General features: G+C 37.6%; 22 protein-coding genes. 14 read left to right on the top strand and 8 right to left on the bottom strand.

Translation table 11 applies throughout. The features are described 5' to 3' along the window. The first annotated feature begins 122 nt into the window (after positions 1 to 122). Both A1704_RS17480 and A1704_RS17485 read left to right on the top strand, forming a co-directional pair. Complete coding sequence (locus A1704_RS17480; protein WP_062675357.1) at positions 123 to 557, top strand: GNAT family N-acetyltransferase; 435 nt, start codon at positions 123 to 125, stop codon at positions 555 to 557. Beyond that, positions 558 to 1,025 carry a GNAT family N-acetyltransferase gene (locus A1704_RS17485; RefSeq protein ID WP_062675358.1) on the top strand — a complete coding sequence of 156 codons (468 nt, stop codon included), beginning with the start codon at positions 558 to 560 and terminating at the stop codon, positions 1,023 to 1,025. On the opposite strand, the gene A1704_RS17490 is transcribed toward A1704_RS17485, so the two are convergent. Then, positions 1,002 to 1,898, bottom strand: a complete 897-nt coding sequence (locus A1704_RS17490) for a LysR family transcriptional regulator (RefSeq protein WP_062675359.1) — start codon at positions 1,896 to 1,898, stop codon at positions 1,002 to 1,004. The genes A1704_RS17485 and A1704_RS17490 overlap by 24 nt on opposite strands. Positions 1,899 to 1,938: 40 nt before the next feature. Beyond that, entirely contained in the window at positions 1,939 to 2,685 is a 747-nt protein-coding gene (locus tag A1704_RS17495) for a metallophosphoesterase family protein (RefSeq protein WP_062675360.1), read from the bottom strand. A 464-nt stretch (positions 2,686 to 3,149) separates the two neighbouring features. On the opposite strand from A1704_RS17495, the gene A1704_RS17500 reads away from it, so the two are divergent. From A1704_RS17500 to A1704_RS17525, 6 genes are all read left to right on the top strand, one after another. Next, on the top strand, positions 3,150 to 3,767 hold the full coding sequence (locus A1704_RS17500; protein ID WP_062675361.1) for an NAD(P)H-dependent oxidoreductase: 618 nt from the start codon (positions 3,150 to 3,152) through the stop codon (positions 3,765 to 3,767). Further along, positions 3,764 to 4,648 (top strand): NAD-dependent epimerase/dehydratase family protein, encoded by an 885-nt coding sequence (locus A1704_RS17505; RefSeq protein WP_062675362.1) that lies wholly within the window; start codon positions 3,764 to 3,766, stop codon positions 4,646 to 4,648. The genes A1704_RS17500 and A1704_RS17505 overlap by 4 nt, the downstream gene beginning before the upstream one ends. A 1-nt stretch (position 4,649) precedes the next feature. Further along, positions 4,650 to 4,937: a putative quinol monooxygenase gene (locus A1704_RS17510; RefSeq protein WP_062675651.1), complete on the top strand. Its 288-nt coding sequence runs from the start codon at positions 4,650 to 4,652 to the stop codon at positions 4,935 to 4,937. 80 nt (positions 4,938 to 5,017) lie between these two features. Further along, complete coding sequence (locus tag A1704_RS17515; RefSeq protein ID WP_062675650.1) at positions 5,018 to 5,692, top strand: type 1 glutamine amidotransferase domain-containing protein; 675 nt, start codon at positions 5,018 to 5,020, stop codon at positions 5,690 to 5,692. 225 nt (positions 5,693 to 5,917) lie between these two features. After that, positions 5,918 to 6,901: an aldo/keto reductase gene (locus A1704_RS17520; protein WP_062675363.1), complete on the top strand. Its 984-nt coding sequence runs from the start codon at positions 5,918 to 5,920 to the stop codon at positions 6,899 to 6,901. A gap of 220 nt (positions 6,902 to 7,121) precedes the next feature. Continuing rightward, positions 7,122 to 8,090 carry a cyclase family protein gene (locus A1704_RS17525; protein ID WP_065119674.1) on the top strand — a complete coding sequence of 323 codons (969 nt, stop codon included), beginning with the start codon at positions 7,122 to 7,124 and terminating at the stop codon, positions 8,088 to 8,090. Between the two features lie 238 nt (positions 8,091 to 8,328). Here A1704_RS17525 and A1704_RS17530 read toward each other — a convergent pair whose 3' ends face one another. The 3 genes from A1704_RS17530 to A1704_RS17540 all read right to left on the bottom strand — a co-directional run bounded on the left by A1704_RS17530 (position 8,329) and on the right by A1704_RS17540 (position 9,847). Further along, on the bottom strand, positions 8,329 to 8,772 hold the full coding sequence (locus A1704_RS17530; RefSeq protein WP_062675364.1) for a carboxymuconolactone decarboxylase family protein: 444 nt from the start codon (positions 8,770 to 8,772) through the stop codon (positions 8,329 to 8,331). Between the two features lie 4 nt (positions 8,773 to 8,776). Then, complete coding sequence (locus A1704_RS17535) at positions 8,777 to 9,211, bottom strand: DoxX family protein (protein WP_062675365.1); 435 nt, start codon at positions 9,209 to 9,211, stop codon at positions 8,777 to 8,779. A gap of 63 nt (positions 9,212 to 9,274) precedes the next feature. Further along, on the bottom strand, positions 9,275 to 9,847 hold the full coding sequence (locus A1704_RS17540; protein WP_062675366.1) for a Crp/Fnr family transcriptional regulator: 573 nt from the start codon (positions 9,845 to 9,847) through the stop codon (positions 9,275 to 9,277). A gap of 65 nt (positions 9,848 to 9,912) precedes the next feature. Here A1704_RS17540 and A1704_RS17545 point away from each other — a divergent pair, with 65 nt between their 5' ends. The 4 genes from A1704_RS17545 to A1704_RS17560 all read left to right on the top strand — a co-directional run bounded on the left by A1704_RS17545 (position 9,913) and on the right by A1704_RS17560 (position 13,738). Continuing rightward, positions 9,913 to 10,278: a DUF1304 domain-containing protein gene (locus tag A1704_RS17545; RefSeq protein ID WP_062675367.1), complete on the top strand. Its 366-nt coding sequence runs from the start codon at positions 9,913 to 9,915 to the stop codon at positions 10,276 to 10,278. A gap of 524 nt (positions 10,279 to 10,802) precedes the next feature. After that, entirely contained in the window at positions 10,803 to 12,053 is a 1,251-nt protein-coding gene (locus A1704_RS17550; RefSeq protein ID WP_062675368.1) for a quaternary amine ABC transporter ATP-binding protein, read from the top strand. Between the two features lies 1 nt (position 12,054). After that, entirely contained in the window at positions 12,055 to 12,882 is an 828-nt protein-coding gene (locus tag A1704_RS17555) for an ABC transporter permease (RefSeq protein ID WP_062675369.1), read from the top strand. A gap of 1 nt (position 12,883) precedes the next feature. Further along, a complete protein-coding gene (locus A1704_RS17560) occupies positions 12,884 to 13,738 on the top strand; it encodes a glycine betaine ABC transporter substrate-binding protein (protein WP_062675370.1) in 855 nt (284 codons plus the stop codon). A gap of 67 nt (positions 13,739 to 13,805) precedes the next feature. On the opposite strand, the gene A1704_RS17565 is transcribed toward A1704_RS17560, so the two are convergent. Continuing rightward, on the bottom strand, positions 13,806 to 14,195 hold the full coding sequence (locus A1704_RS17565) for a winged helix-turn-helix transcriptional regulator (RefSeq protein WP_062675653.1): 390 nt from the start codon (positions 14,193 to 14,195) through the stop codon (positions 13,806 to 13,808). A 92-nt stretch (positions 14,196 to 14,287) separates the two neighbouring features. Here A1704_RS17565 and A1704_RS17570 point away from each other — a divergent pair, with 92 nt between their 5' ends. Together A1704_RS17570 and A1704_RS17575 are read left to right on the top strand one after the other, a co-directional pair. Further along, positions 14,288 to 15,277, top strand: a complete 990-nt coding sequence (locus A1704_RS17570; RefSeq protein WP_062675371.1) for a quinone oxidoreductase family protein — start codon at positions 14,288 to 14,290, stop codon at positions 15,275 to 15,277. Positions 15,278 to 15,280: 3 nt separating this feature from the next. Next, the gene (locus A1704_RS17575; protein ID WP_062675372.1) at positions 15,281 to 15,751 is read left to right on the top strand and encodes a cupin domain-containing protein; all 471 of its coding nucleotides are present in this window, start codon (positions 15,281 to 15,283) and stop codon (positions 15,749 to 15,751) included. A 174-nt stretch (positions 15,752 to 15,925) separates the two neighbouring features. Here A1704_RS17575 and A1704_RS17580 read toward each other — a convergent pair whose 3' ends face one another. Together A1704_RS17580 and A1704_RS17585 are read right to left on the bottom strand one after the other, a co-directional pair. After that, positions 15,926 to 16,387: a thioredoxin fold domain-containing protein gene (locus tag A1704_RS17580; protein WP_062675373.1), complete on the bottom strand. Its 462-nt coding sequence runs from the start codon at positions 16,385 to 16,387 to the stop codon at positions 15,926 to 15,928. Next, positions 16,384 to 18,453: a TonB-dependent receptor plug domain-containing protein gene (locus A1704_RS17585; protein WP_062675374.1), complete on the bottom strand. Its 2,070-nt coding sequence runs from the start codon at positions 18,451 to 18,453 to the stop codon at positions 16,384 to 16,386. Before A1704_RS17585 ends, A1704_RS17580 begins: the two co-directional genes overlap by 4 nt. Between the last annotated feature and the right edge of the window lie 20 nt (positions 18,454 to 18,473).

Genomic DNA, 18,473 nt, shown 5'->3' on the forward strand with positions numbered 1-18,473 from the left:
AAGAAGGGGAATGAGTGGTCGATAAAACGGCTATGTCTACTTCTGACTTCCAGCCTCAAAATCCACCCTTCATCTAGCATCTCACCTGCATTTTACCTATTTTTGTCTAAAATTTAGAAATCATGTCACAACATATCAGATTGGCTACAGCAGAGGATTATCCGGCAATTATGGAAATATGGGAATCAGCAGTAAAAGCAACTCACGATTTTCTTGCTGAAGAGGATTTCAATTATTTCAAGGAAGCCATTCCAAGAGACTACCTTCCTCATCTGGAAGTGTATTTAATTACTGAAGATAATGAATCTAAAGGGTTTGCTTCTGTAGCAGACGGTAATCTGGAAATGCTTTTCATTCATAATGACACGCGTGGAAAAGGGTACGGTAAAAAACTTTATCAGTTTATGAAAGAGAAAACCGGACTGACGAAAGTAGATGTCAACGAACAAAATCCCCAAGCCATTGGGTTTTATGAAAAAATGGGATTCAAAAAGGTCGGAAGATCTGAGAAAGATGGTTCAGGAAAGGATTATCCACTTATTCATATGAGTCTGTAAATGGAAAATTTCACTTTCAATCTATTGCATTCTGATTCGGAGATTCCTTATCATCTCCTGTTGTTGGCTGATGAAACCCAGGAAGCAATTAATCAATACATTTTCAATTCTGATATCTATCTTCTGCATGACGGTACTGAAAGCATTGCGGTAATGGCATTGTACAGAAAAAGCAATACTGAACTGGAAATTAAAAATGTTGCCGTCATTGAAAGCTACCGAAGCAAAGGCATCGGAAGTATTCTGATGAATAAAGCAAAAGAAATTGCGAAAGAAAATCATTATAAAACACTGACTGTTGGAACATCGGATACCGGTGTCCAACAGATCAGATTTTATGAGAAAAACGGTTTCACTAAAAGTGGAATCCTGAAAAATTTTTTTATTGAAAACTATCCGGCTCCTATTTATGAAAACGGTTTACAGATGAAAGATATGGTTTTATTAAGCCATCACCTTGCGGAATAAGCCTTTGATATGTTCTATTTCGGTTTGATAATTGGTTTTCTTACGACAACCGAAATACAGGGTATTTTCAAACTTTTTCTTTCCTTCCCAGATCAGCTGAATATTACCGCTTGCAATATCATTTCTGCATAGAAAGTCAGGAACAACGGCTAACCCAGTTCCTCCTTTGAGGCAACGGATGATTGAGTTCATGTTGGGAACGATATAATTAGGACGAAAATTCGGTTTATGACCAAAATTCAATATCCAGTACTGGAAAAGATGTTCCATATCACCAGTGGTTCCGTACCATTTTTCGTTTTTCAGCCACTCCTCTATCTGTTCGGCATCTTTTGTTTTCAACACTTTATTGAAAGCTGTTTTATCCACATCCTTCCCTCCAACCAGAATGATCTGCTCGGAAGAGAATGCTTCATGTTCGATATTGGGTGAAGATCCTTTTTTGGGAGTGATGATCAGATCGAGGATTCCCTTATCCAGTTGGTCCAGCATTTCGGGGTATTCTCCGAAACTGATAATCAGATTAAAAGGCAATGAAGAAACATATTGCTCCAAAGTGGTCTGAAAAGTCTCAAAGCACATCCCGACACTGATGGTTGGAGTATGCTTCTCTGTAGATTTTTGAAAATTTTTCTCTACATCTTCGAGTTTGGTAATAGGTTCGGCAACTGCATTAAACAATACTTTTCCTCTTTCTGTCGGAATCATTTTTCGACCTGTTCTGTCGAATAGTTTGTATCCAACATAAGCTTCCAATGAGCTTAAGTGAAGGCTCACTCCCGGCTGTGATATAAACAGAGCATCGGCAGCACCTGTCAATGTCCCGGTTTTATAGATCGCCTTAAAAGTACGATACCATTCTAAATTAACCATGACTTAATTATTAATATTATAATACAAAATTACAAAATAATTATAATATTGATACGTTTTCATTTTCCAGGAATGACGCATAATAATCGGGAATCCCACTTTCCCTTATCTGGCGGGCAGTTTCATCAATCGGATAAGACAGCTGAATAATTTCAGGAGTAATTTTTTCTTCATCTAATGTAAGAATAAGGTAAGAAGCCAATCTGTTTTCTTCTTTAGAACGCCCCACGGAACCACAATTGACAGCCCAGGTATTATTTTCAAACTGTTTTTTAAATGATAAATGGGTGTGCCCCATCACTATGAGATCAGCGTCCGCGTTCTTCAGCATTGATGTGAAAACCTCATCACTCTCAGATTCGTATAAATAGGTATCATTACTTTCAAGACTGGAATGAACCAGCTGGATGTTCCAGTGCTTTTTACCTGTTTTGTAATTTAACTTTAAGTGGAAAGGCAACCCGGAAAGAAATTTTTTATTCGGTTCTGTAATATGTTTTTTAGAATGATCTATCGCAATGAATCTGGCAGTGGTTTCTTCTTCTGAATGCTTAGACAAAGGAACTACAGGAATATCAAAGGCAATTCTTTCGTCATGATTTCCCATCAGGCAGGGAATGTTCAGACTTCTTATTTTTTCTATCACTTCATTGCCCCAGGGTGCAAAATCAACCAGATCTCCCAAGCAGAATCTCTGACTGATTCCTCTTTGCTCTATATCCTTCAACACAACTTCCAATGCAGGAAGATTTCCATGCACATCACTAAAAACAGCTATCTGTATCATTGTCCTTCAATTTGTTAGACAAATTTACCTGTCAGAAAATAATTCCGGTTCAGAGATGATATGATATTTTACCATAAAATGGAAAATTGTCAATCGTCAATTTTTGCTTCGCAAAGTCAATAGTGAATGATTAACTGCTGATTAGAAATACCTGTATATACAAACAAATCAGCTGCACTCAATCCCGAACCACGTATCCAAAACGCGTAAAAAGTTCACAAGCGAAGCGGATTGATTCTTCGCCAGTCACGATCAACAAACCTCACATCTCGTACCCGGACCACGTACCCCAAAACGTGTAAAAAATTCACAAGCGAAGCGTATTGACCATTGACCATTCACATATATAACCTTAAATCTCTCAAACTATAATTTAAATAATACTTTCCTATAATTTATATTATTTTTATTATACAATCATCTGATCTAACTTTGCAGAGTAAAATTCAAACAATCATAAAAAAATGAAAAAAGTACTAATCATCAACGGAGGACAGAATTTCGGACATTCCGGGGGAAAATATAATCAGACTATCGCAGACAATACACTAGCCGTTCTTAAAGAATTTGATAATGTAGAAGTAAAGATAACCAATGTAAGTGAAAATTACGACAAAAATGAAGAAGTGGAGAAATTTGTCTGGGCAGACTACATTATTTATCACACTCCAATCTGGTGGTTCCAATTACCTAACGGATTGAAAAAGTATATTGATGAAGTGTTCACAGCAGGTCACGCTAAAGGAATTTATATGAGCGACGGAAGAAATGCTGAAAATCCGGAAATCAACTATGGTACAGGAGGAATGCTTGGCGGGAGAAAATATATGTTGACTACCAGCTGGAACGCTCCCGCAACTGCTTTCACTCTTCCCGGAGAATTTTTCAGTGAAAAAAGTGTGGATGAAGGACCATTATTTGGATTCCACAGAATGAATGCCTTTGTTTCGATGGAAAAAATGGAAAGCTTCCACTTCCACGATGTGGAGAAAAACGCCAATATAGAACGCGATATGAAGCTTTACAGAGAACATGTGAGAAATGTTTTTGAAAAAGAATTAAGATCTGAACTGGTATCATGAAAAAAATACTGATCACAGGTGTTACCGGCTATATAGGCGGAACTATCGCAAAAAAACTCCTCGACAGGAATTATGAAGTGACAGGACTGGTTCGTAATGAAACCCACGTACAGGAACTTGAATCATTAGGAATCAAAACCATTGTGGGAAATATTCATGATGAAGATCTTATCAGAACAGCAGTTTCCGATGCAGATGCAGTTATTCATAATGCAGATTCAGCAGATGATGCGTATGCAGCAGATAACTTTATCAAAGCTCTGGAAGGAAGTCAGAAAACCTTTATATTCACTTCAGGCTCTGCCATTTTTGGAGGAAAGGAGAATGGCCAAAAAAGTGACTTTATCTTCAGAGAAGATTTCCCTTTGCAGCCAAGACTGGAAATGGCATCAAGAGTATTGATCAACAATTACGTCCTGCAATCTGCCAGCAAAGGCATACGAAGTATTGTTATTGTTCCTACCATGGTTTACGGAGAAGGCCTTGGAATAAAAAAAGACAGCATTCAGATTCCGGCTCTTATCAACTTTTCTAAGGAGAAAGGGCATGGTGTTTATTTTGGTGAAGGTGAAAACATCTGGTCCAATTTACATATTGAAGATCTCTCAGATCTGTATGTACTCGCATTGGAAAAAGCAAAAGGAGGTTCTATCTATTATGCAGAAAACGGTTCATCTTCTCTGAAAAACATTGCAGAAAATATCAGTAAAAAATATAACTTACAATCAGCTAAATCATTAAGCATACAGGATGCGGTTGACAAATTTGGTCCTGCAGGAGGTTATTTCGGTTTTGCATCCAACAGCAGATGCAGTTCAGATAAAGCCAAAGCAGAACTGGATTGGAAACCTATCTATAACTCTATTGAAAATTTTATTTAATATGAAAATTCATCTTACAGCCATTATAAAATCCAAAGCAGAACATCAGGCAGAAGTACTGGAAGTTCTTCAGAATATGGTAAAAGAAACAAGAAAAGAAGAAGCATGTGAACTTTACAACCTTCATCAGGGAATTGAAAACAAAAATGAATTTGTTTTCTACGAAATCTGGAAAAGCGAGGAAGGGTTGGCACAACACAACCAACAGCCTTACATTCAGGCCTTCGGAGCTTTGGTCGAGGAGAAACTTCAGGAAAAACCACAGATTTATATCACCAATCTTATTTAACAATGAAAAAATTAGCGTTTTTAATGCTTGCGATCTTTACGATAGGATTCATACAAGCACAAACCAAAAAATCAAAGAATATGAAAAAGAAAATTTTATTCGTCGTTACCAGCCATGATAAAAAAGGCAGTACCGGTGAAGATACAGGATATTATCTGGGTGAAGTTTCTCACCCTTGGGAAGTTCTTCACAAAGCAGGATATGAAATCGACTTTGTAAGCCCGAAAGGCGGAACACCTCCGGTAGACGGCTTCGATTTAAAAGATCCTGTCAACAAAGAATTCTGGGAGAACAAGGAATATAAAAATAAGATTGACCATTCTATGACGCCGTCACAAGTGAATCCGAAAGAATACTCAACAATCTTTTATGCAGGTGGACACGGAGCAATGTGGGATTTTGCAGACAATAAGGAACTGGCAGATATTGCTTCCAAAATTTATGAAAATGGAGGTATTGTAGCCGGAGTATGTCATGGTCCCGCAGGTTTGGTGAATATCAAGCTTAATAATGGGAAATATCTTGTAGATGGTAAGAAAATCAATGCTTTTACCAATGAAGAGGAATCTGAAGTAAAATTAACGAACGTTGTTCCATTCTTACTGGAAGATAAACTGAAAGAAAGAGGAGCAAAATTTGAAAAATCAGGGCTTTGGCAAAATCATGTAGTAACAGATCAGAGAGTAATCACAGGACAGAATCCACAGTCTGCAAAAAGCGTTGGAGAAGCTATCGTAAAGGAATTAAATAAGTAACAGACAAATTTTAACCCCAAAAGTCACAACAGTTTTCAGTCACTTAAGTAAAAAAAGATGCTATTCAGAATACAGAGAAGAACACTTAAGTTCTTTTTAAATCCGAAAAGTTCTTAAAAGGGTCACCATTGAAACGGCGAGAATTCCCCTCCTCCGGAGGGGTGGCGAAAATTCAAAGAATTTTTGACGGGGTGGTATAACAAAACAATTTTTAAACAAACAAAAATGGAATACAGAAAATTAGGAAACACCGATTTAGAATTATCAGCAATCACACACGGAGCTTTTGCCATCGGTGGAAACATGTGGGGCGGTAATGAAAAACAGGATTCCATCAATTCTATTCATGCTTCATTGGATCACGGAGTAACTTCTATTGATACCGCACCATTCTACGGTTTCGGACTGAGTGAAGAAATGATCGGTGAAGCTATCAAAGGAAAAGACCGTTCAAAAATTCAGCTTTTAACAAAATTCGGATTGGTATGGGACGGAAGCAACAACGGAAAAGGAGAATTTTTCTTTGATGCAGAAGACGAAGGAAAAACTCTTCCGGTTTATAAGCTGGCTTCAAAAGAAAACATCATCAAAGAAGTTGAAGAGAGCTTAAAAAGATTGGGAACAGACTATATTGATCTTTTACAGCTTCACTGGCCGGACAGCACAACGCCTATCTCTGAAACTATGGAAGCGATGGAGTTATTAATCCAGCAAGGAAAAATCCGTACTGCAGGAGTAAGCAACTACAGTGTAGCTCAAATGGAAGAAGCCAAGAGAACTTTACTACTTGCCAGCAACCAGGTTTCTTACAGCATGCTGAACCGTGCTATTGAAAACGATCTTGTCCCTTATTCTTTAGAAAATAATACAGGAATTATTGTGTACAGCCCAATGGAAAGAGGTCTTTTAACAGGTAAATATTTCAAAGAAAACCAATTAAAAGATAACGACCATAGAAACGGATATTTCTCTCAGTTTGACCTGAATAAGGTAAAAACTTTCTTAGAAAAAATTGAGCCTATTGCACAGGAAAAAGGAGCCAGCCTTTCGCAACTGGTATTAAGATGGACAACGCTTCAGCCAGCAATCACAGTCGTATTGGCAGGAGCAAGAAATGCCCAGCAGGCCATCGAAAACGCAAAAGCAATATCTATTGACCTTTCACAGGAAGAATTGAACTTTATCAATTCTGCTTTGAGCGAAATATAATATAAAGCTGGAAGAAGGAGGCTGGAAGATGGAAGTTATTGATGTCGGATAACCAATAGATTGGTTTACGATTGAACTTCAACTGTCATTCCGACGAAGGAGGAATCTCTTTGTTACATGCAGAAAAGTGCATAGAAACCACCTAATTATCAATACACTAATAGAACTTCCCTCTCCCAGCTTTCTGCTTCCCTCTTTTAACCCCCAAATCTTTTTAAAAATGAAAAATAATCTGATCAAAATGTTCGGGTTAGCTACGCTATTGACTATCAACAGCATTAGTTTAAAAGCTCAGACACTCGTCAATCCGGAAGACCAATCATGGTATCCTTCGGTTTACGGTGCGAAAGATGAGATTGGAGCAGCGAATCTATTAACGCCGGAAGTTGTAAAACAGGCACTAGGATTAGTAAAACAGGGCAAAACATTAGCGCTTGCGGTTCCTATTGATAAAAACCTTCCTGCTTTCAGACACAGAAGTTTCAATTTATACAATATTCAGCCCGGAGAACAGGGCGGAAAAAGCATAGGTCCTAATAAATTCACCTTCAATGACGAACTGGTCAACGGATGGACCGGAGTGGGAACACAGCTGAACGGTATCGGACACATTGGTATTGACAATACTTACTATAACGGAAACAAGGCAACAGATTTCGTAACCGTAGAAGGCGTAAAAAGACTGGGTGTTGAAAAAGTACCCCCTTTCGTTACCCGCGGTGTAGTGCTTGATATGACTGCACATTACGGAAAATCAATCGTGCCTGGAGGAACAGAATTTACAGTAGAAGATATTAAATCTGTTTTGAAGAAACAGGAACTTACCTTACGAAAAGGTGATATCGTTCTTTTCAATACGGGATGGCTTGAATTGATTGGTAAAAACAATCAGCAATTCCTGGAAACAGAACCCGGAATCGGTATGGATGCCGCAAAATGGCTTGCCGATCAGGGAATCGTAGCTTTTGGTGGCGACACCTGGGCTTCCGAAGTATATCCTAACCCAAAAAGTAAGGAAGAATTTCCCATCAACCAGTTTATGCTGGCTAAAAAAGGAATTTATAACCTGGAACTGATAGACAGCCGTCCTTTGGTAAAACAAAAAGTCTGGGAATTTTTATTCGTGCTGGGACAGCCTTTATATGTAGGTTCTACTCAGGTGAATGTAAACCCTGTGGCTATTTACTAATTTAATTATTAGAAATATAACCCGAGAAACGAAGAGACAATGTAATTCCGGTTTAAAAAATAAAATGAACCAAAAAATTTATTTTTAGAATTAATACCCGAACCCTGTTACACTGTCACTTTGCATCTTACATTAAAACGGCCTTTCAAAAATTTGAAAGGCCGTTTTTTTTAATAAAATAAATATCCATAGATAATACAGTCTTCATCAACTTTTATCCTCCATCTTCCTGACTTCCCTATTTTGCAATCGGAAGATGAGTACTTACTGCAATTCTGTTCCAGGCATTGATCGTAATGATCGCCATGATAATCTGAGCGATCTGGTTATCATCAAAGAAAGACTTCGCTTTCTGATATGTTTCTTCGGTTAAACCTTTATCGCTGATCAGCGTAATTTCTTCCGTCATAGCCAACAGCACCTGCTCTTCTTCAGTGAAAAATTCTTTTGCTTCTGTCCATCCGTTCAGAATAAAAATTCTTTGAGGATTTTCTCCGTATTTGATGGCATCTTTGGTATGCATATCAAGACAGAAAGCACATTTATTGATCTGTGAAGCTCTGATCTTAATCAGTTCCTTCTGAATGTGTGTTAAAGAAATCGTTTGTAAATACCCTTCCAATCCCAGCATAGCTTTATAGGCTGCTGAATCTACTGTTGCAATATTTAATCTTGCGCTCATAATATTATATTTTTTTGGTTAATTGATCTATATTTAAAGAATAATGCTGCTGTACCGCCAGTAAAAGTGCTGCTGCACTTCCCACCCATACGGAATAGTTCAGTGGAGCTTTTGGTCCCGATGCGATGGTCATGGATATCGCAAAAATTAACAGCAGGATACTGCTTCCGTAGGCCGCAATTCTTGTTTTAAATCCAAAAATCAGCATCAAAGGAAAAAGAATTTCTAAAAAGGTAGCGGCATACGCTGAAACCGTACTTAAAGCTTCCGGAAGAAAAAAGGTAAGCTGTCTTGTATATTCTTTAAAACGCTCCATGTTTCCCCATGATGAATTTTCTTTACTCCACCATCCGAACCTGTCTGCCACCGCAGAAAGCATCGTAACGGCAAGAGCCAGTCTTAAAAAAAGTTGCGGAAATTGATTTTTTTGATCTGTCATTGCATTTGCTTTTAATCACATGACAAATTTCCGGCTTATGATCCGTAAAAAACTTAAACTGGTTTAAGATCGTAATTTTGCTCTGATTTCACTCAGATATTCCGGAGTAAGATTCAAAAATGAGGCAATCAGATATTGAGGAATCCTTTGAATAAACCACGGATACAATGTACTGAAATGCATATAAAGTTCTTCTCTGGACATCTCATATAAATAACGGATTCTGCGTTCCGCAGCAGCATATGCCCGCTGATAGATCATGCGGAAATACCTTTCCATAATAGGATGCTTTTGTAATAATTCTTCCTGGCGCTCCAGATCAATCACCAAAACGGAAGAAGGTTCTACCGCCTGTATAGAAAAGTTAGTTTGTATCTGCCTTTCGTAAGAAAATGTATCTGTAATCCACCAGTTTTCAATGGCAAATTCCGTCGTCTGCTCTACTCCTTTTTCATTGATAAAAAACTTTCTCAGACATCCTTTCACTACAAAATACATGGTCCGGCATACTTCACCTTCCAGCACCAGATTTTGCTTCTTTTTAACATCCATTACCTCAAAAAATGATACAATAGAAGTATATTCTTCGTCAGTTACCGTAATAAATTTGTTTAAATGTGATTTGAATGAATCCATTGTAAGATTTAATACTCAAACTTAACTTTATTTTTTTAGTTTTACAATGAGAAAAATATTGAATCATGGAAATCGTTGCTAAAATTCTGATCGCTGTCGTTGCACTGGAACATCTTTATATACTTTGGATGGAAATGTTCGCATGGGAAACCAAGGGAAAGGAAGTTTTTAAAGCAGCTCTCCCTCCGGAAATGTTTAAACCAACGAAAGGACTTGCTGCCAACCAGGGACTTTACAATGGTTTTCTGGCTGCCGGACTGATCTGGTCATTCCTGATTAAAGATCCGCAATGGCAGACCAATGTGGCATTATTCTTTTTAGGATGTGTAGCTGTAGCCGGAATCTATGGAGCCATTTCTGCCACTAAAAAAATATTTTTCGTTCAGGCTTTACCAGCTATCCTTGCCATTATTGCTGTTTTATTGAAATAATCTTACAGCTTAACTTTTAAAATAATTACCTTATTTATCTTTTAACTTTAATGATAAGAGAAAATTCGTCATGAATCACCTCTTTTAAATAGTATTGAAAATCAAAAACTTACATACGTAAAAATCCATTTAATATAAAATTCGTAAATTTGCACCGTCATAAAAAATTGATATACAGTTTTTTGATGCTGGCAAGCATTTTGATGAAATGTAGCCATTCAAGTTGTTCAGTACACATATCTGTAATTACCTCATCAGTAATTTAATTGTAGAATCTATGTAAAAGATCAGTTTCTTTTTACATAATACACTCTTTTTCTAGAGTATAATCTATTGAAATATTTAAAATAAACATAAGGCCAGTAGGTCTTTATGCTGTTATTTTTTTGTTTAAAGCTTTTATCACTAAAGGCTTAGCAAATTATTTTATCCTATCATCAACAGCAGAACAACAAAAGCTAAATGTATATAATGAATTGGTGTACAATTTTTTATATCAAATTATTAATTGAAAAATTCTGAATATGGAAAAAAATGAAAACACTAGAAAAGTAAAACTTAAAGTGGAAGACCTGACCATCATCTTTGGTAAAAACAAAGAAAAAGCACAGGAACTTCTGGATAAAGGTTTTTCCAAAAAGGAAATTCTTGAAAAAACAGGCTGCACCATAGGAATCAACAAAGCCAGTTTTGAAATTTATGAAGGAGAATTCTTTGTGATCATGGGACTTTCGGGAAGCGGAAAATCTACTTTACTGCGTTGCCTTAACAGACTGAATGAACCCACTTCAGGAAAAGTATTCATCAATGACGATGATATTACCAGTAAAAACAACAAGGAACTTTTACAAGTAAGAAGAACGGAAATGAGTATGGTATTTCAGAAATTCGGATTACTTCCCCATCATACAATTCTTGACAATGCTGGTTTCGGATTAGAAATAAGAGGAGAAGACAAAGCTTCACGCGATAAAAAAGCACAGAAAGCATTGGACATCGTCGGATTAACCGGCTTTGAAAACCAATATCCTTCCCAACTTTCCGGAGGAATGCAGCAGAGAGTAGGATTGGCAAGAGCACTGGCAAACGACCCTGAAGTTCTGCTTATGGATGAAGCCTTTTCCGCACTGGACCCATTGATAAAATCTGAAATGCAGGATCAGCTGCTTGAACTGCAGAATACGTTGCAAAAAACCATAGTCTTTATTACCCATGATCTGGACGAAGCCATTAAAATCGGAGACCGCATCGTCATCATGAAAGATGGTGTCATAGAACAGATAGGAACTGCTGAAGATATTCTGACCAATCCGGCAAGCGATTATGTAAAAGCGTTCGTAGAGAAAGTAGACCGTAAAACGATTATTACTGCCAGATCTTTAATGTTTGACAAAGCGACAGTGGTACGTTTCAGAAAAGACGGTCCTGAAGGCGCTTTAAGAAAAATGAGAGCCACGGGATTAGAAAACTTGCCAGTGGTAGATTTTCAAAATAAATTTCTGGGTTTTGTAACCCTTAATGATGTGGTCCGCATTGCCAGAAAGAAAGAACCTACGGTAGAATCTATTATCAACAGCAATGTTCCTTCGGTTTATCCTGAAGTAACTGTAGAAGAAATGCTGCCGCTGATCTCTGAAAATAAATCATCCATCGCTGTAATTGATGAAGACAATAAATTTTTAGGTCTTGTCACTCAGTTATCACTGGTCATAGAAGCGACCAAATTTAACGAAGAAGAGATTATTGAATTAAAAGAAATCGCAAACAACCAATAAGATGAATAAAACTATAGATATAGGTCAATATGTAGAAACTGCAATCAATTGGCTCACAGAAAACGGAAAACCTGTATTTGATGTCATAAAGCATCTGGGAAATTCCTCTATTATGGGGATTGAATGGGTTTTAACAAACACTCCTTTTTATGTAATCATTCTCTTTTTTACCCTGCTGGCACTATGGAAAGCCGGAAAAGGCATTGCTGTAGTAACGGCTGCCGGATTAAGTTTAATATTTTTAATGGGATTATGGAAAGAAACCATGGAAACGATGGCTCTGATCTTTGTCTCCACCATTACCGCCCTTATTCTTTCTATTCCGCTTGGAATTTTAGCAGCGAAAAGCAAAATAGCTGACAAAATCATTCGTCCTTTACTGGATCTGATGCAGACTATGCCCGCATTTGTCTATCTGATCCCGGCTGTACTATTTTTCAGTATCGGTAAAGTACCGGGTGCTTTTGCAACGATTATTTTCGCCATGCCGCCAGCAGTTCGATTAACGACACTGGGAATTGAAGCCGTTCCGAAAGATATTGTGGAGGCTGCCAGAGCTTTTGGTGCCACCAACCGTCAGATTCTGTTCAAAGTAGAGCTTCCTTTAGCGATGAAAACGATTTTAACAGGGATTAATCAAACCATATTGTTATCCTTATCCATGGTTGTTATTGCCGGAATGATTGCTGCAGGCGGTTTAGGAGAGAAAGTACTGGAAGGAATTAATAATCTGGATATCGGATTAGGATTTGAAAGTGGTTTATCCGTAGTGATATTGGCCATTATCCTCGACCGTATTACTCAGGGATTTGTAAAGAAAAAGCAATAAGATGAAACAATTTAAATATCTGTTTTTGCCCGTTTTAATGTTACTATTTACAGCATTAAGTTCGTGTGAAAACATAAAAAACTCAAAATACATTACCATCGGAATGGTAGATGGCTGGGCGGAAGATGTTGCGATGACGCATGTTGCAAAAGCCATTCTGGACGAGCAGGGATATCACGTTATTATCCAAAAAGCCTCTACGGATATGATTCTGGCTTCGATGAATAATGAAGATACAGACCTTTTCATGGGAGTCTGGCTTCCTTACACTCATGCGAAAAAGCTTGCTAAATTTCCTGGGCTGACTCATCTTGGAACCAATTATGACAACGGTCGTATAGGATTAGTTGTACCTGAATACGTTCCTGTTAACTCCATTGAAGAGCTCAATCACAATAAAAATCAGTTCAATCAAAGAATCATTGGAATTGAAAAAGGAGCAGGATTAACCACCGGAACGGATAAAGCAATTATTGACTATAAACTGGATTATCATCAGATTAACTCTTCTACCATTGCCATGATCACCGAATTACAGAACGCTATCCAACGTAAAGAATGGATTGTGGTAACCGGATGGCAGCCCCACTGGATGTTCGGAAAAATGAAGCTTAAATTTCTTGATGATCCTCAAAAGATATATGGTGAAGCAGAACAGATTAAAACTTACTCCAGAAAAAGCTTTGCAAAAGATCATCCTGAGCTGGCCAAATTCTTTTCAAAACTCCATTTTGATGATGAAAATATGTCTGATCTTTTAATGAAAATGGAACAGAGTAAAGATAAAGAAGCCACCGCCAAAGAATGGGTGAAAGATCACGCTGAGCTTGTACAGTCGTGGTTAAATAAAAATTAACAAAAAGATACTTCTTGATAGTATGAAAAATCCTCAACCTTAATCCGGTCTGAGGATTTTTTTTGATCTATTGTTCCGAAGAATTCATTGATTCTTTGATCTTTTCCCGATGAATGATCCCCCAATTCACCAATGTTTCTGTCACCGGAAATACAGATTTTCCATATTCGGTCACCGCATAAGTTACCGTAATCGGCTTTGTATCCTGAATGGTTCTTGTGATCAGGAGATTCGTTTCAAGTTCTTTTAATTCTTTACTCAACATTTTCGCAGAGATACCTTCTATACTGCGTTCCAGCTTTTTAAAATGGATCATCTGATTAGGTCTGTTCGTCAGATACCGTAAAATCATCAGTTTCCATTTCCCTCCTAAAACATCCAGACTGTCCCGCATCGCGAACAATTCTTCGGTACAGCTTGCTTCTCTTTCGATACCGTTTTCAATGATTTTTGCCATAATAGTTTCATGAAGGTAACTAGTTACCATTGGTTAACTAGTAGCAAATATAAACTATTCTCGCTTTACATTTGTGTATCAAATTAACAATAATGAAAGCAGTTATTTTAAATAAGAACGGAGCACTGGAAAACGGACTGGCAGAACAGCCAAAACCTAAAAGCAATGAAGTTTTAATCCATATTAAAGCAAGTGGTTTCAATCCCATCGATTATCAGATGCTGGAAAATGAACTGGAACGAAAACTGATCAGTTCTCCGATATTAGGAAGAGAACTATCCGGAATTGTAGTGGATAAAGGTTCTGATGTTACAGAATTCAATATTGGAGATGAAGTCTATTGTGGCAGCGGTTCCATGGGAAGCAACGGCACTTATGCTGAATATATTGTCGTTCCTGAAGCCATTGTTTCCTTTAAACCAAAAAATATTTCATTTGAACAGGCGGCTGCCATTCCTTCGGCAGGTCTTACTTCTTTACAGATTTTTAACCGCTTGAAATTAAACCCCGAAAATACAGTTTTAGTAACAGGAGCAACAGGAGGAGTCGGTTCATTTCTGATTAAAATTTTATTAGCACATAATATCCAACAGATCACAGCCACGGTTGGCAGCGAGGAAAACAGACAGATTCTTCTCAATCTGGGATTGAAAAATCATCAGATCATCAACTATAAAGAAGAAAATCTAATCGGTAATATTCTAAAAGCCAATAATGATCAACCTTTCGAATATGGAATTGATCTGGTGGGAAACTATATGTCTGAAATCACCGCAGAAGTTTTAAAAATCAACGGAACGTATGTGGATGTGACAGCCTTGGTCACTAGAGATGCTCATGAAACCCTTTTCAACAAAGGAACTATGATTATGAATATCTCCAATTATATGTATGGAATGGTAAAAAAATACGAGTATTATAAAAACAGCTTGCTTACCATCAAAACACTTATTGAAAACGGAACGATTCTCCCTCCACAATATAGAACCGTTGGAAATCTTTCTTTGGATACCGTTCTACAGGCACATTCTATTCTAAAAAATAATCAGACTCAAGGTCATAAACTTATTATGAAACATTAATCTATGAATAAAATACCAAGACGAATCGTAACAGGAATAAAAGATGGAAAATCCGTTATTATAGAAGATCAACAAGTAGAAAACGCTGTGGAACACTTCCCGGGGCTTATCATTTCAGATGTATGGAATACCCCGACAACGCCGGCCAGCCTGGACTTTGAAACCCAAATTCCCAATACCGGATTTCCACAAACTCCTAAAAATGGTACTTACTTCCGATATGTAGTAGTTCCTCCTGATAAAGATTTAGGTGTAGAATGGAAAAAGAACGAACCTCATCCGATGATGCATCAAACGCCAACACTGGATTATATCATTATTCTTTCCGGCGAACTTTACCTCATCATGGAGGAAGGAGAAACGCTTTTGAAACCTGGCGACATCGTTATCCAGAGAGGAACAAATCATGCATGGAGCAACCGTTCTGATGAACCTTGCATTCAGCTGGCGGTTTTGATTGATGCAGCGATCTAAATTAAAACGACTGTATAAGATTTTACACGATTGTCATTCTGACGAAGGAAGAATCTCATGTAAAGCTTAGATTCTTCATTTCACTGCGTTACATTCAGAATGAGAGTGTCCTAATAATAAGATAGCAGGATTAATGTGGAATTGTGTATAATTGTCTATATTTAATCTTACACCTCACAAAGCAGAAATCTCCAACAGCTTCTGCTTCATTTTTTCAGGCGTCATCTGTCCTTCCTGATAATACACCAGATTCTGATGCTTATCCAGGAATATCCACAAAGGATAAACAGGCTGATTTTTATTCTTAGACAAAGCCAGCGCCAACTCATGAATTCCTGAATTTCCATTCTGCAGATATTCAAACTCCTGATTCTGGAAATGAATTTTCTCCTTCGTCTTCTCCGCCTCGAAATTGACAAAATAAAAATTGTCATTGATCATATCAACCAGCTGCTGATCTTTATTCATACGGAAAGACTCAATCTTACAGACCGCACACCAATTTGTATAAAGATGGATCACAACCGGTTTCGGATTTTCTTTTTGCTGAACCTCAAGATCAGAAAAAGTGCCTGTCTTTATCTGAGACAGATAAAGACAGGGCACTAACATTAAAAATAAAGCTATTTTTTTCACTTTAAAGTATATTTTACTCCTAAGAAACCTCTGATTCCCTGCATCGGGGCATAACCGTATGCCGTATCAAAAGTATAATGATTAGGGTTGTTTATAGGATCATCAACATATTTATCAAACGGGTCAAATGGTCTCATCAAAGGATCTTTAGGTCTGAAATTGAATAAATTTTTCATCCCGCAATACACTTCAAATCCGGATTTGAAACTCTTGGACACCTGAATATTGGCGAGAGAATAAAAGGGTGAATATTCAGGGCGGAAATCATTTACTAAGACAGGTAATCGCATTGGACCGTAGAACTGTCCTGTAAAATCGATGGTCAGGTTATTCGCAAATTTATACGTCAGGTTATAAGTTCCACTCCATTTTGGGGCATGCAGCTGCTGTGTTTTTTGATTTTCATTATCAAATTTCTGATAGACATCCAGATAAGTAACACCAAGATTGACACTCAAAGGAAACTGAAAACTAAAATCCACATTCAGGGAAGCACCTCTTGAAATTCCATATCCGTGAAGGTTGTCATAAATAATTTTATTAGGATCAGAATCAAAATCTCCTACAATTTTATTACTGAAATAAGTGTAAAATGCAGATGCATCAAGATTCACCATTCTGTTTCCTACGGGAATTTTCCAGATATAATTCAGGTTTCCATTAATAGATCTTTCCGGTTTCAGGTCAGATTTTACCACAACTTCCCTTGAACCTGTCAAAGCTGCGTGATCTTCTGTAAATAAATTAACCACTCTAAAACCTGTTCCAAAATTGAAACGTAAAGTATGATATGGATTGGGATTAAATTTCCATGCAAACCTCGGTGAGTGAACGGAGTGATGTATTTTATCATAATCATATCTGTATCCAATCAGCAAAGTATTTTTATCGTTGATTCCCCACTGATCCTGAATGAAAGCTCCCCAGATAGGAGATTTCATCGGTGCATTGGTGATGCCATCTGCATCGAGTGTTCCCGGAGTATTATCATCGTAAAAAGTTCTTTTGAAGGTAAGTCCGGCCGTGATATCATGTTTCCCGAAGCTCCTGTCCCAATACGTTTGCACAAAGGCTACCTTTTGTGTTGCATTGAATGGGTTTGATCCATAAAACGAATTCTGATCATGATAATTATAAGAAAACTGTGTCACGATATGCTCTTTCATCGGCCATTCGTACAATCCGAAAACCTCTGCTCTGTTGGTATAGATACTTTCTCCGTATACTTCGTCACTGCCACGGAAAGATTTATTCCATTGCATTTCTCCCCCAAAGCGGTCTTCATACAGATACCTCAAAGCAAAACTTGCCTGTCTGTTTTCTTTTCTCTTAAAATTCCACTTGTTAAATACGGAAATTCTACTTTGTAAAGTGGTATCCGTGAAATTATCTTTATTCTGATCTATTCTTTCCTGAAAACTGAAATAATTTAAACTTAATAATGAAGCGGCATTCTTCCCTACGTTGAATTTAGTAGAAAGATCCAGATTATTTTCAAACCAGCTCGATGTCATCAGGTCAATACTTAATTTAGGAGCGGTCAGTGCATTTTTGGTGATAATATTGATAACCCCTCCCATGGCTTCAGAACCGTAGATGGAAGATGCAGGGCCTTTTACTACTTCAATTCGGTCAACCAAACTATTAGGAATTCCACTTAATCCATAGACGGTGGAAAGTGAACTTACAATCGGCATTCCGTCAATCAGAATCATGGTATAAGGCCCTTCCAGTCCGTTGATGTGAATATCTCCCGTATTGCACACAGAACAGTTCAGCTGAGGTTTTACTCCATTAACCATGGCAATGGCCTCAAAAATACTGGGAGTAGGATTTTTCTGAAAAAATTTCTGACTGTAGATCTCTACGGCAACAGGACTTTTGGACCTGCTCATCGGTTTTATGGTACCGGTAACCACTACATCTTCAATGGTACTGGTCTTAAATTCCCTCTTCATAACCCTGGCAGAATCCTGACTTTTAGTCTGCTGCAAGCTCAAACTGTCCGTCTCCTGCGCAAAGCAATAGGTAGATAAAAAAGTAATAGAAAATAATATTCGCTTCATGAAATTAAAATTGTTAGACA

It is taken from the genome of Chryseobacterium cucumeris (assembly GCF_001593385.1).
In the GTDB taxonomy this organism is placed as follows: domain Bacteria; phylum Bacteroidota; class Bacteroidia; order Flavobacteriales; family Weeksellaceae; genus Chryseobacterium; species Chryseobacterium cucumeris.